The 25458-nt window shown below is 41.0% G+C and carries 24 protein-coding genes; 11 read left to right on the plus strand and 13 right to left on the minus strand.

The window, feature by feature from the left end; genetic code table 11:
- Positions 1-40: 40 nt before the first annotated feature.
- On the minus strand, positions 41-310 hold the full coding sequence (locus WH223_RS13130) for a YtxH domain-containing protein (RefSeq protein WP_340048184.1): 270 nt from the start codon (positions 308-310) through the stop codon (positions 41-43).
- Between the two features lie 198 nt (positions 311-508).
- Between WH223_RS13130 and WH223_RS13135 the strand changes: the two genes are divergently transcribed.
- Positions 509-2047: a YifB family Mg chelatase-like AAA ATPase gene (locus WH223_RS13135; RefSeq protein ID WP_340048185.1), complete on the plus strand. Its 1539-nt coding sequence runs from the start codon at positions 509-511 to the stop codon at positions 2045-2047.
- A 9-nt stretch (positions 2048-2056) separates the two neighbouring features.
- Here the strand turns inward: WH223_RS13135 and WH223_RS13140 are convergent, their stop codons facing one another.
- From WH223_RS13140 to rsfS, 4 genes are all read right to left on the minus strand, one after another.
- Entirely contained in the window at positions 2057-2686 is a 630-nt protein-coding gene (locus WH223_RS13140; RefSeq protein WP_340048186.1) for a rhomboid family intramembrane serine protease, read from the minus strand.
- 11 nt (positions 2687-2697) lie between these two features.
- Complete coding sequence (locus WH223_RS13145; RefSeq protein WP_340048187.1) at positions 2698-3345, minus strand: LutC/YkgG family protein; 648 nt, start codon at positions 3343-3345, stop codon at positions 2698-2700.
- A gap of 82 nt (positions 3346-3427) precedes the next feature.
- Positions 3428-5503, minus strand: a complete 2076-nt coding sequence (gene ftsH, locus WH223_RS13150; RefSeq protein WP_340048188.1) for an ATP-dependent zinc metalloprotease FtsH — start codon at positions 5501-5503, stop codon at positions 3428-3430.
- Positions 5504-5543: 40 nt separating this feature from the next.
- Positions 5544-5918 carry a ribosome silencing factor gene (gene rsfS / locus WH223_RS13155; protein WP_340048189.1) on the minus strand — a complete coding sequence of 125 codons (375 nt, stop codon included), beginning with the start codon at positions 5916-5918 and terminating at the stop codon, positions 5544-5546.
- Between the two features lie 50 nt (positions 5919-5968).
- Here rsfS and WH223_RS13160 point away from each other — a divergent pair, with 50 nt between their 5' ends.
- From WH223_RS13160 to WH223_RS13170, 3 genes are all read left to right on the plus strand, one after another.
- On the plus strand, positions 5969-6745 hold the full coding sequence (locus WH223_RS13160) for a biotin--[acetyl-CoA-carboxylase] ligase (protein ID WP_340048190.1): 777 nt from the start codon (positions 5969-5971) through the stop codon (positions 6743-6745).
- Positions 6746-6871: 126 nt separating this feature from the next.
- Complete coding sequence (locus WH223_RS13165) at positions 6872-7321, plus strand: protein-disulfide reductase DsbD domain-containing protein (protein WP_340048191.1); 450 nt, start codon at positions 6872-6874, stop codon at positions 7319-7321.
- A gap of 79 nt (positions 7322-7400) precedes the next feature.
- On the plus strand, positions 7401-9101 hold the full coding sequence (locus tag WH223_RS13170) for a protein-disulfide reductase DsbD family protein (RefSeq protein ID WP_340048192.1): 1701 nt from the start codon (positions 7401-7403) through the stop codon (positions 9099-9101).
- A 146-nt stretch (positions 9102-9247) separates the two neighbouring features.
- Here the strand turns inward: WH223_RS13170 and WH223_RS13175 are convergent, their stop codons facing one another.
- From WH223_RS13175 to dapF, 4 genes are all read right to left on the minus strand, one after another.
- On the minus strand, positions 9248-9700 hold the full coding sequence (locus tag WH223_RS13175) for a hypothetical protein (protein WP_340048193.1): 453 nt from the start codon (positions 9698-9700) through the stop codon (positions 9248-9250).
- 10 nt (positions 9701-9710) lie between these two features.
- Complete coding sequence (locus WH223_RS13180; RefSeq protein WP_340048194.1) at positions 9711-10421, minus strand: hypothetical protein; 711 nt, start codon at positions 10419-10421, stop codon at positions 9711-9713.
- Positions 10422-10556: 135 nt separating this feature from the next.
- A complete protein-coding gene (locus WH223_RS13185) occupies positions 10557-13430 on the minus strand; it encodes a DEAD/DEAH box helicase (RefSeq protein WP_340048195.1) in 2874 nt (957 codons plus the stop codon).
- 99 nt (positions 13431-13529) lie between these two features.
- Positions 13530-14309: a diaminopimelate epimerase gene (dapF, locus tag WH223_RS13190; RefSeq protein WP_340048196.1), complete on the minus strand. Its 780-nt coding sequence runs from the start codon at positions 14307-14309 to the stop codon at positions 13530-13532.
- A 197-nt stretch (positions 14310-14506) separates the two neighbouring features.
- On the opposite strand from dapF, the gene WH223_RS13195 reads away from it, so the two are divergent.
- Positions 14507-16066 (plus strand): Do family serine endopeptidase, encoded by a 1560-nt coding sequence (locus tag WH223_RS13195; RefSeq protein ID WP_340048197.1) that lies wholly within the window; start codon positions 14507-14509, stop codon positions 16064-16066.
- A 115-nt stretch (positions 16067-16181) separates the two neighbouring features.
- Here WH223_RS13195 and ctlX read toward each other — a convergent pair whose 3' ends face one another.
- Positions 16182-17093 carry a citrulline utilization hydrolase CtlX gene (gene ctlX / locus WH223_RS13200; RefSeq protein WP_340048198.1) on the minus strand — a complete coding sequence of 304 codons (912 nt, stop codon included), beginning with the start codon at positions 17091-17093 and terminating at the stop codon, positions 16182-16184.
- Between the two features lie 11 nt (positions 17094-17104).
- A complete protein-coding gene (locus tag WH223_RS13205) occupies positions 17105-18019 on the minus strand; it encodes a dimethylarginine dimethylaminohydrolase family protein (RefSeq protein ID WP_340048199.1) in 915 nt (304 codons plus the stop codon).
- A gap of 168 nt (positions 18020-18187) precedes the next feature.
- Between WH223_RS13205 and WH223_RS13210 the strand changes: the two genes are divergently transcribed.
- Complete coding sequence (locus tag WH223_RS13210; protein WP_340048200.1) at positions 18188-19018, plus strand: UDP-2,3-diacylglucosamine diphosphatase; 831 nt, start codon at positions 18188-18190, stop codon at positions 19016-19018.
- Positions 19019-19034: 16 nt separating this feature from the next.
- Here the strand turns inward: WH223_RS13210 and WH223_RS13215 are convergent, their stop codons facing one another.
- Positions 19035-19556, minus strand: a complete 522-nt coding sequence (locus tag WH223_RS13215) for an NADPH-dependent FMN reductase (protein WP_340048201.1) — start codon at positions 19554-19556, stop codon at positions 19035-19037.
- Between the two features lie 216 nt (positions 19557-19772).
- On the opposite strand from WH223_RS13215, the gene WH223_RS13220 reads away from it, so the two are divergent.
- From WH223_RS13220 to lepB, 5 genes are all read left to right on the plus strand, one after another.
- The gene (locus tag WH223_RS13220; protein WP_340048202.1) at positions 19773-20570 is read left to right on the plus strand and encodes a ParA family protein; all 798 of its coding nucleotides are present in this window, start codon (positions 19773-19775) and stop codon (positions 20568-20570) included.
- A gap of 1 nt (position 20571) precedes the next feature.
- Complete coding sequence (locus WH223_RS13225; RefSeq protein ID WP_340048203.1) at positions 20572-21492, plus strand: ParB/RepB/Spo0J family partition protein; 921 nt, start codon at positions 20572-20574, stop codon at positions 21490-21492.
- Positions 21492-22238: a DUF5683 domain-containing protein gene (locus tag WH223_RS13230; RefSeq protein WP_340048204.1), complete on the plus strand. Its 747-nt coding sequence runs from the start codon at positions 21492-21494 to the stop codon at positions 22236-22238. Before WH223_RS13225 ends, WH223_RS13230 begins: the two co-directional genes overlap by 1 nt.
- Before the next feature lie 16 nt (positions 22239-22254).
- Positions 22255-23001, plus strand: coding sequence for a 4-hydroxy-tetrahydrodipicolinate reductase (dapB, locus tag WH223_RS13235; RefSeq protein ID WP_340048205.1), 747 nt, complete (start codon positions 22255-22257; stop codon positions 22999-23001).
- Positions 23002-23077: 76 nt separating this feature from the next.
- The gene (gene lepB, locus WH223_RS13240; RefSeq protein WP_340048206.1) at positions 23078-24580 is read left to right on the plus strand and encodes a signal peptidase I; all 1503 of its coding nucleotides are present in this window, start codon (positions 23078-23080) and stop codon (positions 24578-24580) included.
- A gap of 27 nt (positions 24581-24607) precedes the next feature.
- Here the strand turns inward: lepB and WH223_RS13245 are convergent, their stop codons facing one another.
- Entirely contained in the window at positions 24608-25327 is a 720-nt protein-coding gene (locus WH223_RS13245; RefSeq protein ID WP_340048207.1) for a pyridoxine 5'-phosphate synthase, read from the minus strand.
- Positions 25328-25458: the final 131 nt, after the last annotated feature.

A 25458-nucleotide genomic window follows, 5' to 3' on the forward strand; every position in this document is an offset into this window, starting at 1 on the left:
CATCTGCTTAAAACTAATAAGAGTAACTTCCGAAATGCAATTATGCATGTTCTTCAATCTCATCATCAATAGCGGCCTCAATCTTAGACACTTTTGACTTTAAAGTTGCAACAAGTTTTTCTTTCAATTCATTAATTTGATCAAACTGTTCCTCTGCACGCTCCTTAATAGCATCGCCCAAGTCAGCCAATGAATCGTTAATTTTGTCACGCGTCTCTGATCCTTTTTCTGGAGCAAATAACATCCCTAATAATGCCCCTACTGCTACACCAGCCAATAAGGCTGTAACGACTTTTCCGTTTTCATTCATATGATAATCATTTTTGCGCGCAGCGCACGCGGTTTCCATTTGATATTACCAAAAGCACGTACCCAACCAGTTAGGCACTTTACATTGGCTTTTGAAGATACTACAAAAACCTTTCCAAAGCAAACACTCATGACAGGAATAGTTTTGGAATCTTGTGGTTTTAACCGTATATTTAAGTAAATCAATTATAACCGAACCATGCTCGTAACAACCTACAGCAGTTCTGTTTACGGCATTGAAGCAACCACCATTAGCGTCGAGGTAAATATATCTACTGGCACCCGATACTATATGGTAGGCTTACCTGACAACGCCGTAAAAGAAAGCCTACAACGCGTAGAGAGTGCCATAATGGCTATAGGATACCGTATGCCACGACAAAAAATTGTGGTAAACCTCGCCCCTGCTGACATGCGGAAAGAAGGCTCTTCCTTTGACTTATCCATTGCGATAGGTATACTAGCTGCATCTGGCCAAATAAGTAGTACATTGCTCGCCCAATACTTACTCATGGGTGAACTATCCTTAGATGGAACAATACAACCGGTGAAAGGAGCCCTTCCGTCTGCCATACAGGCATTAAAAGATGGATTTAAAGGGTTTATTTTACCAGAAGAAAATACACGTGAGGCAGCAGTAGTAACCGGACTAGCCGTCCTACCGGTGCGCAACCTAAAAGACGTAGTAGCCATATGTGCAGAAAAAAGTGATATTCAACCCGTATATATCGATCTTGAGAAAGAGTTTCTTCAAGAAAATGAACAAACAGGCGCTGACTTTTCCGATGTAAAAGGACAAGAGAACATCAAAAGAGCCTTAGAAATAGCCGCCGCAGGGGGCCATAATGTTATTTTAATAGGCCCTCCAGGTTCGGGAAAAACCATGCTCGCGAAACGATTGCCAACCATACTTCCACCCTTAAGCATGGAAGAATCTCTGGAAACAACAAAAATACATTCGGTCGCTGGTCAACTAAAAAGTCGGATTTCACTAATGACAAAACGTCCATTCCGAGCCCCTCATCATACTACATCTGATGTCGCATTAGTCGGGGGAGGCACACATCCACAGCCCGGAGAAATATCATTAGCACACAATGGTGTACTTTTTTTAGATGAGCTTCCCGAATTTAAACGTGCCGTATTAGAAGTACTGCGCCAACCCATTGAATCTCGCAACATTACAATATCTAGAGCACGATTCTCTGTAGATTACCCAGCCAGCTTCATGCTTATCGCAGCCATGAACCCCTGTCCTTGTGGTTACTACAACCACCCTGAGAAAACATGCATCTGTGGTAGCGCCATGGTACAACGCTATTTAAGCCGTATATCTGGTCCCCTCCTCGATCGTATTGACCTGCATGTTGAAGTAACACCTGTCGCCTTCAAGGAGCTAACAGATACGCAACAAGGAGAGAAAAGTATGGTGATTCGAGCACGTGTAATCGAGGTAAGAAAAATACAGCAGGAGCGCTTCAAAGAGCTTAAAAACCTACATAGCAACGCGCAGATGGGGTCTAAACTGGTACGCCAATACTGCGACCTCGATGAACCGAGTGCACAACTCATTAAGGTAGCCATGGAACGCTTAGGACTATCCGCTAGAGCTTACGACCGTATCCTAAGAGTAGCACGAACAATAGCAGATATGGATGGGTCTACGAACATTGCCTCACAACATATTGCCGAAGCCATCCATTTTAGAAGTCTTGACCGAGAAAACTGGGGTGGTTAAATGAAAGTCTTAAATAAACTGACTTACAAAATGCCTAAAAGCCCAAGGGTATAGCAATAGCGTGATTAACAAGCCGGAAAGCGCCCCAAATAGGTGTGCATCATGGTTAATACCATCCTGAGCTTTCTTGGAAGCCCAAATGCAATAGCCTAAAAACAAAAAAGCAAAAAGATATGCTGGAATAGGAATAATCATAAACAAGCCCAACATAGACTTAGGCTGAAACAGAATAAAGCTAAACAACACCGCACAAATAGCCCCCGAAGCACCTAAACTATAATAACCTGGATTATTTTTCTGTTGGATAAGGGTAGGAATATCACTGAGCACTAAGCTTACAATGTAGAGCAGCGCAAACAGCAAATGACCGGTCGGTCCAGAAAACTGTACGAACATCAATTCCAAACTAAAACCAAAGAAATAGAAAGTCATCATGTTGAACAACAGATGCATCCAGTCTTTATGGATTAAGCCGCTAGTTAAAATAGTGTATACCCGCGATTTATCTCTATAAATACCGTAGGGGTGCAACATAAATTTTCCGAAATACTGCGGATTGGAAAAAACATAGACACTAAGTGCTATCGTTAATCCAAAGATTACAGAAGCAACAGGCGTAAGATACAGGTATTCAATCATAAAAAAATTGTTTAAAAACGATCTTCGACAAGGAAGACGTACAATGATTTTGGGCCGTGTGCTCCCAATACTAATGTTTTTTCGATATCAGCGGTACGACTAGGTCCAGTAATCACACTCAACATCGAAGGCAGTTGGCCTTTATATTTTTCATTGACCTTTTGTAAACCATGCTTCACATCCATCACCAATTGTGAAGCCTTTGCCATCACAATATGTACAGGAGGATAGATACTAAGAGGTCTACCACTTGCGTTTCCATTAGAGACTATAATACTTCCATTACGGGCTACAAGAGCCTCACAGGTTGTAATACTAGCCTCCATAGCCTCCATATGATAAGGAGTCTTATAGATTGGAAAAGCATATTCATCCAAAAACTGCTGTAAGGAAGATTCCCACACGTGTATTTTAGTGATTTTAAGCTCCTCTGCAAGAAGAATTAGGTTTTCAATAACGGATATTTCACCATCACAATAGACAAAATTACCCTTGACCTCTGTAAACTCCCGTGCAAAAGTGACATCTAAAGGCTCTTCCTCATCCTTATACAAAGGTGAGTCTTCAAAATCCAGATGTGGCTGTTCTCGTTTCACCAAAAGCGCTTGGCGAATCTTTTTGAGCATCCGTTCTTTAGCTGTCGTATTCCTAGTATTCATGTTCCCGGTAAAACAAATGCCAAAAAGTTGTCACCCATCGATAAAATCGATAAATGACAACTTTAGACTAATTTTTTATGGATTAATTAGACTGTACTTCTTCGTTGTCCTTGCCTAAATCAAGTTTGTTTTCAGCTTCTTGAGGCAACTCAATAGGAAACTCCGTTTGTGGTACACCACCACCGTCAGCTCCACCGTTTACAAACTCATCATAAGTAGTGCGATTATCAAAAGGACGTTTACCCAAGATTTCTTCTAAATCACTTTGGAATAAAATCTCTTTCTCCAATAGTTTTTCAGCAATCTTAATTAAGCCCTCTTGATTATCTAATAATAAGAGACGCGTACGCTCATAAATATTAGCGATTAGCACACGTACTTCTTCATCAATAAGCTCAGCTGTTTGATCAGAATAAGGCTTGTGGAACTGGGATTCACCAGAACTATCTCTAAAAGATATATTACCAACCTTATCATTCATACCATACACGGAAACCATTGCATAAGCAAGTTTCGTGATACGCTCTAAATCGTTTTGTGCACCTGTGCTGATACGACCAAAAGTAATATCCTCAGCAACACGACCACCCATTGTCATACTCATACTATCCAGCAGTTGTTCTGTTGTGTATAAGAACTGTTCTTTTGGTAAGTATTGTGCATACCCTAAGGCAGCAACTCCACGAGGAACAATAGATACTTTAACCAATGGATCTGCATATTCTAAAAACCATCCCGCAATAGCGTGTCCAGCCTCGTGATAAGCCACGATTTTTTTCTCCTCAGGGGATATGATTTTATTTTTCTTTTCTAAACCACCAATCACACGGTCAATAGCATCTTGGAAATCCTGCATGCTAATCGCCTCTTTATCCTTACGAGCAGCAATCAAAGCGGCCTCATTACATACGTTGGCAATCTCGGCACCAGCAAAACCAGGTGTCTGCGCAGACAATTTCTTAGCATCCACTTCTTCCGAAAGTTTCAATGGTTTTAAATGCACATTAAAAATTTCCTCACGACCAATTAAATCTGGTTTGTCAATAGAAATCTGACGGTCAAAACGACCTGGACGCAATAAAGCAGAGTCTAATACATCTAAACGGTTGGTTGCAGCAAGGATAATAACCCCCACGTTTGTACCAAAACCGTCCATCTCTACCAATAATTGGTTCAATGTATTTTCGCGCTCATCGTTACCGCCCATCATCGAGTTTTTACCACGCGCTCTACCGATAGCATCAATCTCATCAATAAAGATGATACAAGGGGCTTTTTCTTTTGCTTGTTTAAATAAGTCACGTACACGTGATGCACCAACACCAACGAACATTTCCACAAAGTCAGAACCTGACAACGAGAAGAAAGGTACTTGTGCCTCACCCGCTACAGCTTTCGCTAATAACGTCTTACCCGTTCCTGGAGGGCCTACTAAAAGGGCTCCTTTAGGAATCTTACCACCCAAGTTGGTGTATTTCTTCGGATTTCTAAGGAAATCAACGATTTCCATAACCTCCGTTTTCGCTTCTTCTAAACCAGCAACGTCATTAAACGTGATATTAATTTGCGACTCTTTATCAAACAGTTGTGCTTTAGACTTTCCGATATTGAAAATAGCACCACCGCCACCGCCAGCTCCACCGCCCATGCGACGCATAAGCAACATCCAGATACCAACGATGATTAACAATGGAAGCATAAATGTTACAAACCAACCCGTCCAAGGATTAGAGCGATCTTCATAGCTAACGGAAACTCTCGTATGGCCTTCGGCCAAAGTGTCTTGCGAAGCTTGCAATTTTTTCTCTAAAATATCAGCCGAAGGCTCCGTAAACACAAACTGAGGTCCAGTCGACGGACTTACCATTAGTGAATTTGACTTTGGAGCCTCTTCTTTATATTTTTCGTCGGATAACTTATCCTTCTTAATAAAAACTTCTACATCAATAAGATCATTATTCTTCGTAGCAACCAACTTATCAACATCACCTGGCAACAACATTTTTTGCTCAAATTCAGCGTAAGTGATTTTTTTTACCGTACCACTACTGAAGAAGTATTGCAACCCGAAGAAACCTAGGATAATCAATATCCAGAGCCATATCATGTTAAATTTGGGAGGAATAGGTGTTACCTTCTTACTTGGAATTTTCTTCATTACAGTTTTTTATATCTTTTTACTTTATCTACTCAATTACCTAGGCGCTTCTATAGCTATCTACATGGGCGTCTCCCCATAAGTCCTCAATGCCGTAATGGCTTCTTTTTTCTGTTTTAAAGATATGAACAACGACGTCGACAAAATCTAACAATACCCACTCTCCATTTGCATGCCCTTCTTTACGCCAAGGGTCTTGCCCAAAGGCCTTAAACACCTCTTCTTCGACACTTTTAGCAATTGCATTTACTTGTATCGTCGAATCAGCATGACAGATCACGAAATAATCTGACAGGGTAGCATGAATAGCACGCATATCTAATCGTACAATTTCATTACCTTTTTTCTCTTGCATACCGAGGACTACGGCTTCTGCAAGCTTACCAGACAATTGCGTTTTTGTATCTTTACTCATTAAAAAACATTAATTTTGAACAATGTTTGTACCCTTTAATACATTTCCTTTTGCAAAATAATACATTTTCCCGACTTTCCCTCAGACAAAATTTAATTGTCTTGGAGCAAACTCCATCAACAAATGATTATCTAAAGGAGTACTTGTCAAATACTACGCCAAGGGCCGAAGGGACTGCCATTATGGCAAACCATCAAACACAAGGTAAAGGACAGCGAGGAACAACCTGGCTTTCAGCACCTGGCGAAAACCTAACCATCAGCTTTGTGCTCTATCCAAAGCAGTTAAATCCGCTTTCCGCCTTCAACCTAAACATGCTTGTGTCACTTGGTATTCACGCTTGGGCTAGTCAACTGGTAAACAATGTAAAAATTAAGTGGCCAAACGACATCTATGTTAACAACAAAAAGGTCGGTGGAGTTTTAATAGAGAACCAATTAAATCGCGGCACAATTAAATCCAGCATTATTGGCATCGGCATTAATCTAAACCAAGCCGAATTTCCACCAGAACTGCGCGATAAAGCTACATCCCTAAGGCAAGAAAGTGAACTAGTATACAATATTGAGGAAACAGGCTTAGACTTACTCGAATCCATTTTAACGGTGTACGCTAGCATAAACGTTGAAGACGGTGATTTATTGTTAAACAAATATAATGAGCTGCTGTTTCAAAAAGATAAAGAAGCTATTTATGAAATTCAAGGGGAAGAATATACAGGAATAATACAAGGTGTAGATACCCAAGGACGACTACAAGTGTTGATAGCCGGGAATATCCAATCTTTTGATTTAAAAGAAATTAAATTCGTCAGCCCACTTTTATGACACTATAACAGCAAAATTACTTGCTTACTGTGTGTAGTCTTTTTACATTTGGCTTTAAGAAGAATGTCTTAATCATTAAACCTTCTAACACAACAAATAGTCATACATCTATAATTGATTAATAATATGAAAAAATTAAGTTTACTTATAGCCGTTGTATTATTCACGATAACAGGCGTTGTCGCACAAATACACCAGCCCGTTAAATGGACTACGGCAGTAAAAAAATTAAATGATAAAGAAGGAGTAATCTTTATTAAAGCAACTGTTGATCAAGGATGGCACATTTACGGTTTAAACGTACCTGATGGTGGGCCAATCTCAACGACTTTTACCATTAACCCAACAAAAGAATTCACGTTGAACGGTAAAGTAGCTGCTCCGGCACCTAAATCGAAATATGAAAAGGACTTCAAAATGAATGTTCCTTACTACGAGAAAGAGGTTGTTTTTCAACAAAAAGTTAATTTAACAGGTAAATCAGCTGTCGTTAAAGGTGTAGTAGAATTCATGGTTTGTGATGCCGAAAGATGTCTACCTCCTGACGAATACGCCTTCAGCGTAACAATTAAGTAATTTTTACGATTATACATAGTTGAAAAGGCAGTTCTTTACTGCCTTTTTTCTATTTTAGCATATTATCATAAATAGAGTTATGCGCAAATTCATTACGTACTTTGTATTTCTCCAGCTTTTAGTCTTTCCTTTGCTGGGAAATGCAAGTCTGCAACAGGACAGTCTGATTTCTTTTGACGACGTTTCCTTTACAGAAGCTAAAGCAGACACAGCAAATCAAACCTTACTAGAAGTTCCCGACGACTTGGTATTTACCGACGGAAAGGATAGCCTTGCGGCAGATAGTACAGCACATACAACGGATGCCTTAGCTACCGCAGGCCCATCCGAGAAACAGTCCTTATGGAAAATATTCATTGCAGGCCTTGTTGGTGGTTTCGCCGCCTTTATTATGCCTTGTATCTTCCCGATGGTGCCGCTAACGGTAAGTTTCTTTACCAAAAAAGCAGGCTCTAAAGCCAAAGGGGTATCACAAGCCTTGTTGTATGGCTTGTTTATCATCGTGATTTATGTGGCCCTAGGGATGCTAATCACCATCGCTTTTGGTTCCGACGCTTTAAATGAACTTTCCACCAACGGAATATTCAACTTTATATTCTTCTTGATTTTGGTCGTCTTTGCAGCATCCTTCTTTGGTGCTTTCGAATTGACCTTACCAAGCTCATTTGTTAACAAAATAGATGCTAAATCTGATAAAGGAGGCCTTGTAGGCTTATTCTTTATGGCGTTTAGCTTGGCTTTAGTGTCCTTCTCTTGTACGGGACCGATTATCGGAACATTACTCGTTGAGGCTGCCTCAAAAGGCGAGCGCTTAGGTCCTGCAATCGGGATGTTAGGTTTCTCTATTGCTTTAGCGCTACCCTTTGTACTCTTTGCGGTATTCCCTTCTATGCTTAAATCGCTTCCTAAATCAGGTGGTTGGTTGAACAGCGTGAAGGTTGTATTGGGCTTCTTAGAGCTTGCTTTAGCTTTAAAATTCTTATCAAACGTCGATTTGGCTTACCACTGGAACTGGTTAGACCGCGAAGTATTCTTGGCGTTATGGATTGTTATCTTCGCGATGATGGGCTTATACCTTATCGGTAAAATCAGCTTCTCGCATGATAGTCCCTTACCTTTCTTATCGGTACCACGTACGCTATTGGCAGTTGTTGTGTTCGCCTTTGTAATATATATGATTCCTGGTATGTGGGGAGCGCCGTTGAAGTCTATTTCGGCTTTCCTGCCGCCTTCGGCAACACAAGATTTTGACCTTTCAGTCAGCAACTTTAGCCCTGCAGCACCGAGCGCAACAGCAGGAAAGACAAAGAAATATTACGATATTTTCCACGAACGTGGAACACCAAAAGGATTTGAGCCGTACTACGCATATGAGGAAGGCCTAACCGCAGCTAAAGAGCTAGGCAAGCCTGTTTTAATCGATTTTACAGGCTGGAACTGTGTGAACTGTCGCAAAATGGAAGCCAACGTATGGACTGATCCAAAGGTAGCATCGCTATTACGCAATGAATTTGTGATGGTGGAGTTGTTTGTTGATGACCGCACGCAATTGCAACCAGAAGAACAGTATGTATCAACCTATTCAGGTAAGAAAATTAAGACCATAGGTAATAAGAATAGTGATTTTCAAGCAGCTACATTTAATAGCAATTCACAGCCATTATATGTCATTGTAAATCCAAATGGCGACGTGTTACTACCTCCTAGTGGAGCGAATTATGATATCGGTAGCTATGCCGCCTATCTGCAAAAGGGGATTGATGCCTTTAAGCAGCGGTAAGCGTATTCTGAAGTATTTTATTTTTTTGTTTAATAGTTTATTGTAAAGTTTGACGGCAACCGAGGGGTTGCCGTTTTTTATTTTAGAAGCTCTTGTATATCCATTTTGCTTAAAGACTTGATGAAGCTTCCTCTTTTGTAACTCTGCTACAGTGGTCTTATTGGGTCTACTTTGAAATATGTGATTTTTACAGAGTCTCCTTCTTGATTTAGTTTGAAACTTTCTTTTGTGATGTATTTCTGGTGACCGACTTCAAAAGAGATGAAATATTCAGCAGAGGGTTTGTCACCTTCATTGACTTTTGTATTGCAAGAAATAACCTTGGTATAGGTTATAGGTCCAAGGGTTTTTATACTTGAGTTAAACATCTCGTCTATTTTTTCGTTACGTTTTTCCATACTGTTCGTGTAAGGAGAAGTGCTAAACAAGGGGTATAACATTTTGGTGTTTCCCTCTTTAAAATTGACAAAAAACTTTTCCATAAAAGCTTTCGCAAAATCTTGGTCTTTTGCTCTGTTGGTGTGGGTGACAGAACTTAGTGTACAGTTTGCTAGAAAAACGGTCGTGAAAAATAAAATTAACCCGATGTTTTTTTTCATGCTTTGTTTTCTATTCTTGAATAAAGAGTTTGTATAGGTGCTCATCCGAAATATTGTTTTTTGCATAGTTCTTAAGTTTGTAGATCACAAAGAGAGATTTTTCTTTTTTTAAGAAGAGAATCTCGAAATAGTTTTTGCTATTTTTTATCAAGCCTTCTTGGCTGACAATGTTGAATGCATTTGCCGTTTCTGTACGAGATATTTGCAGTTCGTTCAAGTTCATCGCGTAATTAATCAAGGAGTCTGTTTTGATTAAGGTTTTTATATTTTCCCCTTTTAGAGAAACAAAAAGCTGCGTTACGGCAGGTATTGAGTCAAAACTGTGGTATACCTTAAATTCGGATGTTTTACCTGTCTCATGATATGCTTTATTTGTTGGTATCGGCGCTTTGTTGGGCGTAAGCTGAATGATGTCAGCTATCGTTTGGTCTTCCTTTGCCAATTCGTACTTGTTTACAATCAGTATGTAGTCCTTTGATTTGTCCGAAAAGCTGGCCGTAGGATTATTTCTTTTTCTAAAAAAGGTCGGTCTAAGTTCTAGTTTATCTCGAGAGCTTTCTGGAAAAATGGTATAGTACGTATCCTTGATTTTAGGGTAGGCTGCTATGCCACTTTTGAATTCGTCATCCAAGGTTTCTAAAGAACGTATAAAGTCGTAGCCAACGAAGCTTACGATGGCTAGTAGAATAAGGTACTTTAGGTACTTCAGATATTTTAACAAGACTAGTTTATATTGGTTGCTACTGTAATTCTAGTTATAAATATCTTGAAAACCAAAAAATAATTACTGAATGAAAATGATTTTAAATAATAGTTTATTGTAAAGTTTGACGGCAACCGAGGGGTTGCCGTTTTTTTATTTTAGAAGCTCTTGGATATCCATTTTGCTTAAAGACTTGATGAAGCTTTCTTCGGTGGTGATTAAGGCCGAAGAAAGGGCTCTTTTACGTCCCTGAAGGGCTAATATTTTTTCTTCTACCGTATCCTTACTAATGAATTTGTAGATGAATACATTTTTAGTCTGCCCAATACGGTGTGAGCGGTCAATAGCTTGCTGCTCGACGGCAGGGTTCCACCACGGGTCTAATATAAAGACATAGTCTGCCTCGGTAAGGTTGAGGCCTACGCCGCCAGCTTTAATCGATATTAGGAAGACCTGTATGTCCTTCCCATCTTTAAATTCTGCAACAGCAGCTTGGCGATCTTTGGTGCTTCCGTCTAAATAAGCATGTGCTATTTTATGCTTATCAAAATAACTCTTAAAAAGCTGGAGCTGCTTCACAAATTGTGAGAATATCAATACTTTATGGCCTTCCGCCATGATGGACTCCAGCATCTCCGTTACTACGTCAAATTTACCCGACGATAATACCTCATTCTCATCCAACATTTTAGGGTGGTTGGCAAGTTGGCGTAGCTTCGTTAGACCTTGTAGCAATAGAATTTGATTGCCTTTTCCATTTTGCTGTAAGGTGTTGTCGAGGAGCGCATTTCTGTATTCCGACTTCACACTTTCGTAGCGTTCCGCTTGTTCCTCGGTCATCTCGCAGAAGATGGTCTGTTCCGTTTTCGAAGGAAGCTCTTTCGCTACCTGATCTTTGGTTCTGCGCAAGATAAAAGGTTTGATAATGGCTTGTAGCCTCGCCGCTTTCTCTTCGTCTTTCTTTTTCTCAATAGGAATCACAAATTCCTTCTGGAAAAAGCTGTACGAGCCCAGTAGGCCGGGGTTGGAGAAGTGCATCTGTGACCATATATCAGCAACGGAGTTCTCAATAGGTGTACCACTCAAGGTAAGCTTGTGCTTACTTTTTAAGTTTTTCGTCGCTTTGAATGACTTCGATGTTGGGTTTTTTATATGTTGACTTTCGTCAAGAATGATGTAGTTAAAGAAAAATTTAGCTAAAAGTTCCTCGTCACTACGTGCAATTCCATAGGTGGTGATGATTAAATCGAAATGAGAGAAGCCAAATGCGTCTTTTAGTCGATTTGATCCCGTGTGTATTAAAACACGTAAGGAAGGAGCGAATTTCTCGGCTTCCTTCTGCCAGTTGTATATGAGTGAGGTCGGTAGAATCAGCAACGATGTTTTTGCTTGGTCACTATCCTTAAGGTCTTCTTTTTGTTTTTGCAATAACGCTAATGTCTGCACCGTTTTACCCAGACCCATATCATCCGCTAAACAGCCACCAAATTTATAGCGCTGTAGGAAATGAAACCAGTTGTAGCCAGCTTTCTGGTAAGGGCGTAGTTCGCCTTTAAAGTTTTGCGGTACTTCTTGGTCTTCAATTTGGTCAAACTCCAGTAGCTTCTCCAGCTTGCGGTGAAAGGTCACTTGGCTATGCTCAGATATTTCGTAGAGCAGGCCGATATGTGTTTTGCTGAGCTTTAAGGCATCTTTCCGCGTTGTAAAATGGAAGAGATGTTCATACTGAGCGAACCACTCTTCAGGGATAATCGCAATTTCCCCATTCGGAAGGGTGAACTCCCGGATTTTATTTAAAATGTTATCACGTAATTGAAGAAAAGGAATTTCATAAGGGCCAAAATAAGCCATGGCTTTCACATCAAACCAGTCGTTACCTTCCTCGATTTCAATTTCGAGGGATGTTTTCCCAATGAATATTGTTTTAGCGCCTTTTTCTTGTGTTATCTCAAATCCTTTTTCTTGTAAGGTCTCTTGCCATTGGTTGAGCCATGCGATTACAGACTCGTCGTTGGTTGTGCTGTAGGAGCCAAATAAAGCATCTTTCTTTTGGAGATCTAAACTTTGTAGGAAATCCGCCTGCTTTTGTTCCCATAGGAGGGAGCGCTTGACACGATGAAAGATGTAGTCGTCCGTCTCCGGAAGATGCTCCAAGCGTACACTGATGGGCTGTACGCCACCAGCACTGAAATTGTAGGGACCGTAATTAAAGGATAGCTGTAGGAAAGATTCGCCGGAGGCGACATAAAAAAGCTTTAATACAGGCTGAGCATTTTCTTTATGGGTCTTTATTGTGAATCCTTCCGCATATACATGGTACTTTTCGACGAGACCTACAACGAAGGTTTCAAAGTATTTCTTTTCTGTAGTGCGCGAAACTGCGATATAGCGTTTGTTGAGAAAAGGACTTAGCTTTTTGCCATCGACGCCTTGCTCAAAGGAGTAAAGTGTGTTTTCTAATAATAACCAAGCCTGCTTGTTGATGATAACCTGTCCGCCTTTATACATGAAATCGAGTCGATTCCCTTGGTATTTAAGGGTAGGGAAGTAGCGTGTTTCTTCCTCGTCACGACGGAAATGAAAGAGTATGGATGCAGGTTCTTTCGCTAGCTGTAGTTTCTGATCTGCTGGGTAGCCATCTTTGCTCATGAGGAATAATGGTTTGTCACCAATTATTTTTAAGGCTGATAGCATGTATTGCTCTATTTTGGGGCGTAGCTGATCGAGTATTTTCTGATCGAATATTTTACCAAAGAAATCTAAGGGACGTACTGCTTTTTTATGGTAGCGCTTAATGATGTGCGTCTGTTCAATCTCGTCTAGAAGCTTGATGATTTGATAATCTACTTCGTCTAGTGCGGGAGCAAAGTCGCCAATGGTATTGGTAAATATACGTTTGTAGGTGAGGGAGTAAGATCCGTTGGGATTCAGCTGTACAATATGAGGTTCAATTAAGTAACCTAAATAAGGGTGTTCCCCTAAGGAGTACACTAATTTAAAAGGTAGTTTACTGTTCACTTCTTGCATTACATCCCTAAAAAAGGATGCAATATACAGAATAGTTTGGTTAAAAACAGGCTTTTTAGGAATAAAAAGCCTGTTTTAATGGGTTTGTCTATCTTTTCTCTAGATTTCTCCTTGAAAGACGAAATCAGCAGGTCCTTTAAGTCTAACGTTCGTAAAATGAAGCCCTTGGCGGTTGAAGGCAATGTAAAGCTGACCTCCCAACACGCGAATTGGTATTTCTATCTCGCCTTCTTTTCCTTCCGCTATAGCCATAGCCATGGCTACTGCTGTTGCCCCGGTGCCACATGCTAAGGTTTCATCTTCTACGCCACGCTCGAAAGTGCGCACAAAGTAACCATCATTTTCTTTCTCCACGAAGTTTACATTGATACCTTCCTTGCCATAGGTGTCATTGTTGCGTATGGTATAACCTTCGGTATATACATCAAGGTTTTGTAGCTTGCTTACCGTTTTAACGTAGTGTGGCGACCCTGTGTTGAGTACGTAGGCATCTTCATCACGGCTAACAGTGTCTACGTCAATCATGCCTAAGTCGACTTGATTGTCTTGGATGAAGGCATGATGTGGTCCGTCTACAGCCAAAAAGGCAGTTTCTTTATCTACAATGCCTAAGTCTTTGGCGAAAGCAACAATACAACGTCCGCCATTGCCACACATGGTGCTTGGACGTCCATCCGCATTGTAATAAACCATTTCGAAATCGAAATTTTCCGTATATTGAAGGAGCATCAATCCGTCTGCACCTATTCCAAATTTGCGATCACAGAGTTTCTCTATAAGGTCGGTGTTTGCGCGCTCAAAAGTAGACATTCTGTTGTCTATTAAAATAAAGTCGTTGCCCGCACCTTGGTATTTCGAAAATCTAATTTTTGTAGACATTGGTTTGAAAATTACGTTTAAAATTAATATTCTTGTTACAAAGCGCTGTCTATACGTTAAATCTTGTTAAATAGCTCTTTAGAAGCTCTGTGTTAACATTTTTTAACTGACAAAACTTGTCGTGCCATTCCTAATGGTATTACATTTGAATAAGCCATACAATAAGAATGGTTAAAGATAATTAGAGTAAATAGATTATGAAGAAAATAGGAATAAGTTTATTGACAGCTTTCGTCGGTGGAGCTGTTGCTATAGGAGGATATAAGGTTTTTGAGAGCAAGCAAATGAACAATATGTCGTTCGAAGAACAACAAAAAGTGTTCTATGCAAAAAATCCAGGAGCAAGCAGCACGGGAGCAGATTTAGTCTCTTCTGCGGGCAATCCAGACTTTACACAAGCGGCTGCGGCCGTCTCTCCAGGCGTCGTTCATATTAAAGTAACCATGACGGCCAAGAGTTCTGGTCGTGGCGGCGGTGGCGGCGGTTCTCCGTTTGATATGTTTGAAGAGTTTTTCGGCATGCCTCAACAGCGTGGTGGTGGTCAGCCTAGGCAGGCAGAGGCTTCGGGCTCTGGCGTATTGATTTCGCAAGATGGTTACATTGTAACAAATAACCACGTCGTGGAAGATGCTGATAAGATTGAGGTGCAGTTGACAGACAAACGTACGTTCCAAGCAAAAGTAATTGGTCGTGATCCTGATTTTGACTTAGCTTTATTGAAGGTTAGTGGAACAGGTTTGCCATTTGTGCGCTTTGGTAATTCAGATAATGTGCAGATTGGAGAGTGGGTATTGGCTGTTGGTTATCCATTAAGTTTGCAGTCTACCGTGACAGCAGGTATTGTTAGTGCCAAAGGTCGACAAATCGGAATCTTAGGTGAACAAAATCAGCGTTCACCTTATGGACAGCGTAATGAGCCTATGGTGAATACAGCAATTGAATCTTTTATTCAAACGGATGCCGTAATTAATAAAGGAAATAGCGGTGGCGCTTTGGTGAACACAAGAGGTGAGCTGATAGGTATTAATGCAGCTATTGCTTCGCCTACGGGAGTTTATGCAGGTTATGGATTTGCGATACCAGTAGATTTGGTTAAGAAAATCATGGATGACTTCAAGGAGTTTGGTGCTGTTCAGCGTGGTTATATTGGCGTAACGTTCAATGAAATTAACGAGGCTGTTCGTAAAGAGTACAAAATTGAGGACGTCAGCGGTTTGTTCGTTCAAGACGTAGTTAAAGATGGAGCGGCAGCAAATGCGGGTATCAAAAAAGGTGATGTGTTGACGAAAGTCGAAGGTAATGTGATCTATTCATCATCTGATTTGCAAGAACGTGTTGCGCGTCTTCGCCCTGGCGACAAAGTTAAAATTACATTCAAGCGGGATGGTAAAGAGCGTGAAACAACATTGACTTTACGTCCTCAAGATACTAAAAAGGCATCTGATGAAGAGGGAAGCAGTAAAAGTGCTACCGAGATCTTCAATAAATTAGGCGCCAGCTTCACGCCAGCTTCGGACGCACAGAAGAAAAAATTTGGTGTTAACTCAGGTGTTGTGGTAACGCAAGTACGTAGAGGTGGTATGTTTGAGTATTTCGGAGTAGAAAAAGGCTTAGTGATTACGCAAGTAAACGGTAAGGCTGTGAATAGTGTGGATGATGTAGAATCTGCTTTAGCGAACTCCAAACGTAATATTGTCCGCGTAACTGGGGTATCAGAAAATGGTACGGTGGAATTTAATTTCCCAATTGAATATTAATCAACGAATGGTTCGCCATTAGGCAAACTGTACGTGTAGCATAGAAAAAGGAGCCGCTTTGTAAAGTGGCTCCTTTTATATTGCGTTAAGTATGCTTCCAGCATGCTTTTTTAACCTAGAAAATCTCGGCCACCATGCAGCGTGCGCTGCCGCCACCTCCTGTTTCTATCGTGTTTAATGGGGTGTGGATGAGCGCACCAAATTGGGCTAAGGCCTCCCGTTGGCTGTTGTCAAAGCTATGATAGGCCGTGCTGCTCATGATGATGAATGGATTCCCTTCGGTAGATTTTACCTCTAATATATTGGCCGCAAATGCATGCATCTGTGCTTCACTAATTATGATAACTGTTTTTTTGCTGTGATGGAGTTGTGCCAGCACCTTTTCACGTTGTGCCACATCATCAATGCTGTCTAGGCAAATGACGGCAAAATACTGCCCGACAGATAGCATAACGTTGGTATGGTAAATAGCTTTTCGCTCTCCTGCCACACTTTGTTTGGCTTCGAAAATGCAGGGTTGATAGTTGAGATCCTTACAAAAACGTGATATTACTTCTTCATGCGCACGCTCGGATAGGGAGCAGTAGGCAATCTTGTTGATGCGGTCTAAGATAAGGCAGCCTGTTCCCTCCAAGAAAAGATGCGCACTTTCTTCCGGTGTATAGTCAACCACTTCAGTGATCTTGTAGCCACGCTTCTGGAGGTGGTCTACGTAATCTATGTTGCGCTCTAATCGTCTATTTTCGGCAAACATGGGGTAGAGGACGGCTATTCCTTGATGTGTCGATAGGCAGTTGTTAGGGAAAATGCTGTCCGGGGTGTCCCATTGTCCACTGTCTTGGAGGATGATGGTGTTTATTTTTGCCGATTGCAGTTTGCTTACAAAGCCATCAAATTCTGCTTGTGCATCCGCATTGGCGGTGTCGCTAGGTAAATCCGATTGAAAATAATTATTTACAGCCGTTTGCTCATTTTTCCGAAAAGAAAATGGACGTACCAGTAGCAGGGTGTCTGTCGTTTGTTGCATACATTAGCAATTTAGTCTCGGAATAGTGGGAGGGTAGAGCAGCGTAAAAGACCTTCCTGTTTACCAATTTCATGGTAAGGTATTTCCTCCACTCGGAATCCTTTTTCGCGTAGCCAATGATTGAGTCTGTCAAATCTTTTTTCGGATACAACGATGTTGTCGCTGATGGAGAATACATTGCTGAACATAGCGTACATCTCGTCGGCATCAATTACAAATAGGTTTTCTTTACCAAATAGGTCTTCGAGGTATTGGTAATCTTCTCGGTGCTTAAATCCTCCAGGATAGATAATTGCTTTATCAGTGCCTACCGGCTGAAAGCAGCAATCTAAGTGTAATGCATTTGCTCGAGCATCGGTCATAGACTTAATGAGTTCGAACGCTTTAACTTTCTTTTTAGGGAACGATTCGGTGAGGAAGTCAACTCCTTTTTGGTTGGTTCGTGCCGTGTTGATATTAGCGTAGTCAGCACCATGGTAGGTGCCAACAAAGATGTAGTCGTTCCATAGCAGGACGTCGCCTCCCTCCATATGTACCTCGGGCGGTGCTTCTATGAATTTTGAAGGATCTATCTGCTGGGTGAGAAAGGCTATAGCTTCCCACTCTTCGGCCCTATCGGGTAGGATGTTTGCTTTTACGAAGGTGTCGTCAATGACGAAGCCTATATCACGCGTAAAGATTTGATTTAGGTTGGGGATGATTTTTGGCCGATAGACCGTTACCCCGTAGCGCTCTAGTAATTGCTGAAAGGCTGTCATCTCAAAAACCATATCGGATTCCGCGGGATAAGTTCCTGCTTTTATATGTTCGGCCGACTTAGGGTCGTAAGCATCGGCTATCGTAGGCACAGGGCCATTCTCATTGGCGATGCCAAGGATAACAGCGCGTAATCGGCCTGTTTCATTTTTCACTTGAATTTTCAACATAATCAATCTATAAAGGGTACTTAAAGATAGGTAACATTCTTGAGTAGGTCAAATTTTACGAATATTATTCTGAATGAGGCTGTTGTTTTCTTTTTTAAGATATAATGATTATTTAATTTATACGAAATACTGAATTCATACTATTCTGCTTATTTTGAAAAAACGATTATGAAGAGAGCAGTTGAACTTGTTGTTATTTCTGATGTACATCTAGGTACTTACGGTTGTCGGGCGGAAGAGTTGTTGCAATATCTTTCTTCGATAAAGCCTAAGATGCTTGTGCTAAATGGAGACATCGTCGATATTTGGCAGTTTCGGAAAAGTTATTTTCCAGAGTCGCACTTACGCGTTCTAAAATACATTTTAGACTTAGCTTATCAAGGCTGTGAAGTGGTCTACATTACGGGCAACCATGATGAGATGTTGCGTAAGTTTGGGAAGATGCAGCTGGGACAGATCACCTTAACGAATAGATTGCTGCTGAATTTAAAAGGCAAGCGTACTTGGATTTTCCATGGCGATGTGTTCGATGCTTCCGTACAGCATGCCAAGTGGTTGGCGAAGTTGGGAGGCTGGGGTTATGATCGTTTGATTCAGCTTAACAATGTTGTGAACTGGGCTTTGTTGAAGTTCGGTAAAGAAAAATATTCGCTTTCCAAGCGTATTAAAAACTCCGTGAAAGAGGCGGTTAAGTTTATCACTGATTTTGAAGATACTGCTTCTCATCTAGCGATTGAGAATAAGTATGACTACGTGATTTGTGGACATATTCATCAGCCACAGATTCGACGGGTAGAAAATAAAAAAGGAAGCTGCGTGTATATGAATTCTGGCGATTGGGTGGAAAATCTATCCGCTTTAGAATACCACGATGGCGACTGGCGGATGTTCTACTACGATCAGGAAAAAGAAAACCTACCGTTTAGCAAAAGTGAACAAGCGCAATTCCGCTTTAACTTGGATGAGCTATTAGAGAGCATCGTTAAGGGTACAATCTAATGCTTTTTGTATTTCTTTAGAATAGGTTGATTTCCTCAATCTGCTCTTGAATACAACGTATGCTTCCCGGCTCATGAAAGTCTCCTTGCAGATCAATGCTATGTTGAATTTGTGGGAGGTATACCTTAAGCGGTAATACATGCATGCGAAGGTAGTTGCATACACCTGTGAAGTGGTCCAATCCGCGGATATTTCCGTGGCGCCCTGTGGAGATGCCTACCAGTGCAACTTTTTTGTGATGGAACGACATCGGGTATGCGCAAGCATCAATAAATGTTTTTAAAATACCAGGAAAGCTACCGTTATACTCCGGGATAATGAAGACCAGCTTCGTGCTTGCCGACACGATATCTTGTATGCCCGCAAAAGCAGGGCTCTTCTTTCCGTAAAGGTTTGAAATACTGATGTCCGCAGGCAGGTCTGTCAATGATAATAGTTGCCAGGATTCTCCTTTTTTCGCTAAATGTTTCTGATAATATTGTGCTACTTTTAGTGAATTGCTCTGTTCTCTGTTTGTTCCTGCGATGATTAGATTCATGTTGATTACCTGTTAGGAAAAAGCCTAAAATCAATATAAAGTGATTGTTCTATTTTTTGTATCTTAGCACCCTTAGCCTACGGGTAAGCGTGCGGGTCAAAAGTACTAATTTTAACATGATTTAAGCATTTCTATGCAACAAAGCATGTTTATTTAAATTAATTTTGAAAGGATGCTAGGCCATTGGTGTTTAGATTACTAAAGGATTTCAATCTCATGGGAAAAATTATAGCAATTGCTAATCAAAAAGGTGGTGTAGGTAAAACGACGACTTCCATCAATCTTGCAGCTAGTTTAGCAGTCTTGGAACACAAGACATTGTTAGTGGATGCAGATCCACAGGCAAATTCCACGTCAGGTATTGGTTTCGACCCACGCGTCATCAAGGCTAGCGTCTATGAGTGCTTGGTGAACGATTTGGATCCGCATGATGCGATACAAGCAACTGATACGCCCAATCTTTACTTACTTCCAGCACATATTGACTTAGTTGGTGCCGAGATCGAGATGATCAATATGCACGAACGTGAATATAAAATGATGAAAATGCTCGAGCAGATTAAGGATGATTATGATTTTATCATCATCGACTGTTCGCCATCTTTAGGATTGATTACGATTAATGCCTTGACGGCATCTGATTCCGTTATTATCCCGGTTCAATGTGAGTATTTCGCATTGGAAGGATTAGGTAAATTGTTGAATACAATTAAGATTGTTCAGACACGCTTAAATACAAGCTTAGAAATCGAGGGTATTTTATTGACGATGTATGATGTGCGTTTACGTCTATCAAATCAAGTTGTTGAAGAGGTACGTACGCATTTCAGTGAACTTGTATTCGATACAATTATTCAACGTAACACGCGTTTGAGTGAAGCACCAAGTTTCGGTATCTCTGTCATTATGCACGATGCTTCGTGTAAAGGAGCTATCAATTATTTGAACTTGGCACGCGAGATCCTTCAAAAGAATGGTTTAGTGATGGAAGAAACGCAAACAGCAACAGTATAGTATGGCATTACAAAGAAAGACCGGGTTAGGAAAAGGACTGGGTGCATTATTGCAGAGTGAAGATATTGAGGTTTCTAGAGGAAACCTTGTTGCTCCACAAGGTGGCGCTAAAGATACAGTAGTATCTGCTGCTGGAAGCATCAATTTTATACGCATTGATCAGGTTGCGGTAAATCCGTTTCAGCCACGTACAGATTTCGATGAGCAAGCTTTAATCGAGTTAGCAGATTCCATCAAGGTACAAGGGTTGATTCAGCCAATCACCGTTAGACAGGTTGGCAAAGATGAGTATCAGCTGATTAGTGGGGAGCGTCGTTTACGTGCTTCCAAGTTGGCTGGTATCGATGAAATTCCTGCTTACGTGCGTACTGCCAATGACCAACAGATGTTGGAAATGGCCTTGATTGAGAATATTCAACGGGAGAACTTAAACGCCATTGAGGTTGCCTTAAGTTTTCATCGCATGATTGAGGAGTGTAACTTGAAACAAGAGGAATTGGGCGAGCGTGTCAGTAAGAACCGTTCTACGGTGACTAACTACCTGCGCTTGTTGAAGCTTCCGCCAGTTATTCAGGCAGGTATTCGCGATGGACAGGTTTCTATGGGCCATGCGCGTGCTTTGATTAATGTTGGCGAGGTTGATAAACAGTTGTTTGTATATCAAGAGATCTTAGATAAAGGCTTATCCGTACGTATGACGGAGATTTTGGTTAGAAATATCCAACAGCAGTCTAAGCCTAAGAAGCATGAGGTAGGAAAGCAACTTGATTTTCAATATCAAAAAATTGAAGATGATTTAGCTTCTCGTTTTTCAACACGTGTGCGATTGAACTTAAAAAATGCACGTGGTAAAGGAGCTATTGAAATTCCATTTGATAGTGAGGATGATTTGAGCCGTATTTTGGAATTATTAGATTGGTAATGCGATATATTGTCAGCGTTTTTTTTTATTTGTTTCTGTTCTTTGCAGCGGTAGCACAAGAAACAAAGCCTGTTTCTGTTGATAGCTTGAGTAAGAAAGTCGTCGCCGACTCTTTGTTGGCGAAGGATAAAGTTGCACAAGACACCGTGAAGAAGGAAACGCGTAAAGAAAAAAAAGCCCGTATACATGCGGAGCAGGAGCGCGAAAAGTACTATTATAATGGAATTAAGAAAGATTCCGCTCGATTAGAAATCGAACATCTGTCGCGCGTGGCGTGGCGTCGTTCGTTGATGGTGCCGGGCTGGGGTCAGTATACCAATAAAGGGCTGTGGTGGATCAAAGTACCGGTTATTTACGGTGGATTTACCGCTTCGTATTTGATTATTGATTACTGGCAGTGGTATTATAAGAAGTTCTTGAATGAGCTTGATTTTCGTATATCGAATCCTGGTGTACCGTCGGATGATGCCGATTTAAAAAACTGGACAGAAAGCGGTTTGATTAATCAGAAAGATTACGCACGTCGTAATCGTGATCTTACCGTTTTATTGACCATCGGTTGGTGGGGAATTAACGTTATTGAGGCCTATACGGACTCGATGCTTAAAAACCGCTGGAATATCGGTCGCGATATGACGATGAAATTATCACCAACTTTAATGCCTGTTGTTGGTGGCACAGGTAGCATGTCTTTTCAAGGCGCTGCTGTTGCTCCAGGCTTAAAACTTACAATGAACCTAAACTAGAAAACCTAATATTTATATGAAAATAGTATTGTTAGGATACGGCAAAATGGGCCAACAAATAGAACAGTTGGCCATTAAAAGAGGACATGAAATTGCCCTTATTGTCGATAAAGATAACCGTGAATCCTTAGCTCCCGAAGATTTAGAAGGAGCAGATGTAGCGATAGACTTTTCCGAACCCGCTGCCGCGTTGGCAAATATCAGCCTTTGTTTTGAAGCTAATCTGCCGATTGTAGTCGGTACCACAGGTTGGTATGAGCATTTGGATGAAGTAGAGAGCATCTGTATCGATACAAATCAATCGCTATTGTTTGGTTCAAACTTTAGTATTGGCGTGAATATTTTCTTCCATATCAATAAGTTATTGGCGAAAGCGATTAACCCGTATAAGCAGTACGATGTGCAGGTTGAAGAGATTCACCATGTGCATAAGTTGGATTCCCCTAGTGGAACGGCTATTACCATTGCGGAAGGTATCTTAAATGGCGTTGACCATAAGAAAACATGGGTTAATGATTTGGTAGGTGAGGGAGACGAAGTTATTCCAAAAGCCGATGAGTTATTAATCGAGAGTCTACGCATCGAGGAGGTTCCGGGTACGCATACGGTGGTGTACAGCTCGGAGGTTGATCAAATCGAGTTTAAGCATACTGCACATAATAGAGCAGGCTTTGCCCTTGGCGCGGTTGTTGCGGCCGAGTGGCTATTTGGTAAAAAAGGTTTTTATCAGGTGACGGATATGTTTGATTTTAATCAAGCGTAAGCGAAGCCGTTAAAATATATCCCGCGCAGCGGAATACTGAGCGGGAGGCTTATAAAAATATAATTTGATTTATACTATGTGGTATATAATTTTTGCACTGTTTACGATATTCTTTATCTATGGTTTATGGCTACTGTTTAAGAAGGCCGGAAAACAAGGATGGGAAGCTATTATTCCTTTTTATCGTGAATACGTGATGACGCAATTGACGGGTCGTCCAGCATGGTGGGTATTACTTTTGTTAGTGCCTATTGTGAATATATTCATCTTCTACGGTTTGTATTTTGATCTTTTAAAGAGCTTCGGCAAACGCAGATTTTGGGAGACGGCAGCGGCTGTTATCTGTCCATTTATTGTATTGCCTATCTGGGGTCGCGATCCTAAGGTGAAATACTTAGGTCAGTCAAATACAGAAGAGTTTAAGAAGAAATATCCATATAAGAAGACCGTCGTTCGCGAGTGGGCAGATGCCATTGTATTCGCTACAGTTGCTGCAACACTGATTCGTGGTTTCTTAATTGAAGCGTACATGATTCCTACGGGATCGATGGAGCGTACTTTACTTATTGGCGATTTCTTGTTCGTCAGTAAATTAAACTATGGCCCACGTATTCCGATGACGCCATTAGCATTTCCTTTTGCGCACCATACCATGCCGATAACGGGTGGTAAAGCATATTCAGAGCTTATTGAGCTTCCTTACAAACGTTTGCCAGGTTTCCAGAAAATAGAACGTAATGATGTGGTTGTTTTCAACTACCCTGCGGGAGATACGGTAATCTTGGAATATCCAGATCAGACTTATGCTGATATGGTTCGTTACATGGGTAAAGAAGCAATTCACAATCAGTTTACCATTATTACACGTCCAATTGATAAGCGTGAGAATTATATCAAACGTTGTGTAGGTTTGCCGGGTGACGTCGTGGAGATGCACGAGGCTAAACTTGTGATAAATGGTAAGCCAGCTGTTGTGCCTGCAGAGATGCAGATGGATTATTACGTGTATACGGATGATTCAGGGTTGAATAAGCAGAAGATGGATGACTTACGACTAGAATATTCGGCCGTAAATCAGCCGAATACCTTCCGTGTTTATATGACGGAGGATGAGGCTGCGATAGTAAAAAGCTGGGGTAATGTTAAATCTGTCGTGATTGGAATTTTAGATAAGAGTACCATTTTAGGTGATACCTATCCACATAGCTCTAAATACTTATGGAACTTTGATAACTTCGGTCCGATTACTATTCCTGCTAAAGGATGGACTGTTCCTTTAGACTCGATGAGTGTGCCTTTATATGCGCGTGCTATTCGTGATTATGAGGGTAATAAGTTTGAGAAAAAAGCAGATGGTTATTATGTGAACGATCAAAAGGCTACAAGCTACACGTTCAAGCAAAACTACTACTGGATGATGGGTGATAACCGCCATAATTCGTTAGACTCTCGTGGTTGGGGCTTTGTGCCTGAAGACCACATTGTAGGTAAAGCTTTATTTACATGGATGAGTTACGATGAACAAGGATCTTTCTTATCGAAGATTCGTTGGAGTAGAATATTTAAAGGTATTAAATAAAAAAAGGAGAGCTTAGCTCTCCTTTTTTTATGCTTTTAAACTAGCGAGGTAACGTTTAATGGTTTCCTCTAAGCCTAGGTATAGGGCATCCGATATTAGGGCATGACCAATACTTACTTCCAGTAATCCTGGGATATGCTCATTGAAATATTTTAAATTATTGAGGTCTAAGTCGTGACCTGCATTGAGGCCTAGGCCTACTTCTTGTGCTTTCTTGGCGGCATGAAAATAAGGGGCAACGGCTGCCGCCGAATCAAAGCCGAATCCTTCAGCATAGGCTTCTGTATAGAGCTCTATACGGTCGGTTCCTGTTTCTGCGGCCGCTTCTACCATGTCAACATCAGGGTCTACAAAGATCGATACACGGATACCTTTATCTTTGAAAAGCTTCACCATATCTTTTAGGTAGTCTCTATTTTTGATGGTGTCCCAACCGTGGTTTGACGTTATTTGACCAAGAGCATCAGGCACTAGCGTAACTTGCGTTGGATTGTTGGCTAATACCAAGTCAATAAATTTCTGTTCTTGACAGTTTCCTTCAATATTGAATTCTGTAGTGATCTCTGCTTTGAGGTCATACACATCTTGATAGCGAATATGGCGCTCATCAGGACGTGGGTGTACCGTGATTCCTTCAGCACCAAAGCGCTCACAGGCTAGGGCTGCGGCTAATACATTCGGCGTATTGCCACCACGAGAATTGCGTAGCGTAGCAATTTTGTTGATATTAACGGATAGTTTAGTCATAGTCACACATGATTTAGTCTTACAAATGTATCTATTTCTACCTAGTTCAGGGGCGCAAAAGCGTATTTAAATTATTTTTAAGGGCTGTGGCTTACCTTGAAAATATAGGCCTCAATTAAATTCGTGGAATA

Origin of the sequence: Sphingobacterium sp. MYb382, assembly GCF_037572665.1 — a bacterium.
In the GTDB taxonomy this organism is placed as follows: domain Bacteria; phylum Bacteroidota; class Bacteroidia; order Sphingobacteriales; family Sphingobacteriaceae; genus Sphingobacterium.

Excerpts from the sequence above, each read along its gene's own strand:
- rsfS (WP_340048189.1), bottom strand. The coding sequence starts at position 5,918 with ATGAGTAAAGATACAAAAACGCAATTGTCTGGTAAGCTTGCAGAAGCC.
- WH223_RS13165 (WP_340048191.1), top strand. The coding sequence starts at position 6,872 with ATGAAAAAATTAAGTTTACTTATAGCCGTTGTATTATTCACGATAACA.
- WH223_RS13225 (WP_340048203.1), top strand. The coding sequence starts at position 20,572 with ATGGCATTACAAAGAAAGACCGGGTTAGGAAAAGGACTGGGTGCATTA.
- WH223_RS13145 (WP_340048187.1), bottom strand. The coding sequence starts at position 3,345 with ATGAATACTAGGAATACGACAGCTAAAGAACGGATGCTCAAAAAGATT.
- dapF (WP_340048196.1), bottom strand. The coding sequence starts at position 14,309 with ATGTCTACAAAAATTAGATTTTCGAAATACCAAGGTGCGGGCAACGAC.
- WH223_RS13185 (WP_340048195.1), bottom strand. The coding sequence starts at position 13,430 with ATGCAAGAAGTGAACAGTAAACTACCTTTTAAATTAGTGTACTCCTTA.
- WH223_RS13230 (WP_340048204.1), top strand. The coding sequence starts at position 21,492 with ATGCGATATATTGTCAGCGTTTTTTTTTATTTGTTTCTGTTCTTTGCA.
- WH223_RS13140 (WP_340048186.1), bottom strand. The coding sequence starts at position 2,686 with ATGATTGAATACCTGTATCTTACGCCTGTTGCTTCTGTAATCTTTGGA.
- dapB (WP_340048205.1), top strand. The coding sequence starts at position 22,255 with ATGAAAATAGTATTGTTAGGATACGGCAAAATGGGCCAACAAATAGAA.
- WH223_RS13205 (WP_340048199.1), bottom strand. The coding sequence starts at position 18,019 with ATGTTGAAAATTCAAGTGAAAAATGAAACAGGCCGATTACGCGCTGTT.
- WH223_RS13215 (WP_340048201.1), bottom strand. The coding sequence starts at position 19,556 with ATGAATCTAATCATCGCAGGAACAAACAGAGAACAGAGCAATTCACTA.
- WH223_RS13170 (WP_340048192.1), top strand. The coding sequence starts at position 7,401 with ATGCGCAAATTCATTACGTACTTTGTATTTCTCCAGCTTTTAGTCTTT.
- lepB (WP_340048206.1), top strand. The coding sequence starts at position 23,078 with ATGTGGTATATAATTTTTGCACTGTTTACGATATTCTTTATCTATGGT.
- WH223_RS13245 (WP_340048207.1), bottom strand. The coding sequence starts at position 25,327 with ATGACTAAACTATCCGTTAATATCAACAAAATTGCTACGCTACGCAAT.
- WH223_RS13130 (WP_340048184.1), bottom strand. The coding sequence starts at position 310 with ATGAATGAAAACGGAAAAGTCGTTACAGCCTTATTGGCTGGTGTAGCA.
- ctlX (WP_340048198.1), bottom strand. The coding sequence starts at position 17,093 with ATGCAACAAACGACAGACACCCTGCTACTGGTACGTCCATTTTCTTTT.
- WH223_RS13210 (WP_340048200.1), top strand. The coding sequence starts at position 18,188 with ATGAAGAGAGCAGTTGAACTTGTTGTTATTTCTGATGTACATCTAGGT.
- WH223_RS13195 (WP_340048197.1), top strand. The coding sequence starts at position 14,507 with ATGAAGAAAATAGGAATAAGTTTATTGACAGCTTTCGTCGGTGGAGCT.
- ftsH (WP_340048188.1), bottom strand. The coding sequence starts at position 5,503 with ATGAAGAAAATTCCAAGTAAGAAGGTAACACCTATTCCTCCCAAATTT.
- WH223_RS13135 (WP_340048185.1), top strand. The coding sequence starts at position 509 with ATGCTCGTAACAACCTACAGCAGTTCTGTTTACGGCATTGAAGCAACC.
- WH223_RS13175 (WP_340048193.1), bottom strand. The coding sequence starts at position 9,700 with ATGAAAAAAAACATCGGGTTAATTTTATTTTTCACGACCGTTTTTCTA.
- WH223_RS13220 (WP_340048202.1), top strand. The coding sequence starts at position 19,773 with ATGGGAAAAATTATAGCAATTGCTAATCAAAAAGGTGGTGTAGGTAAA.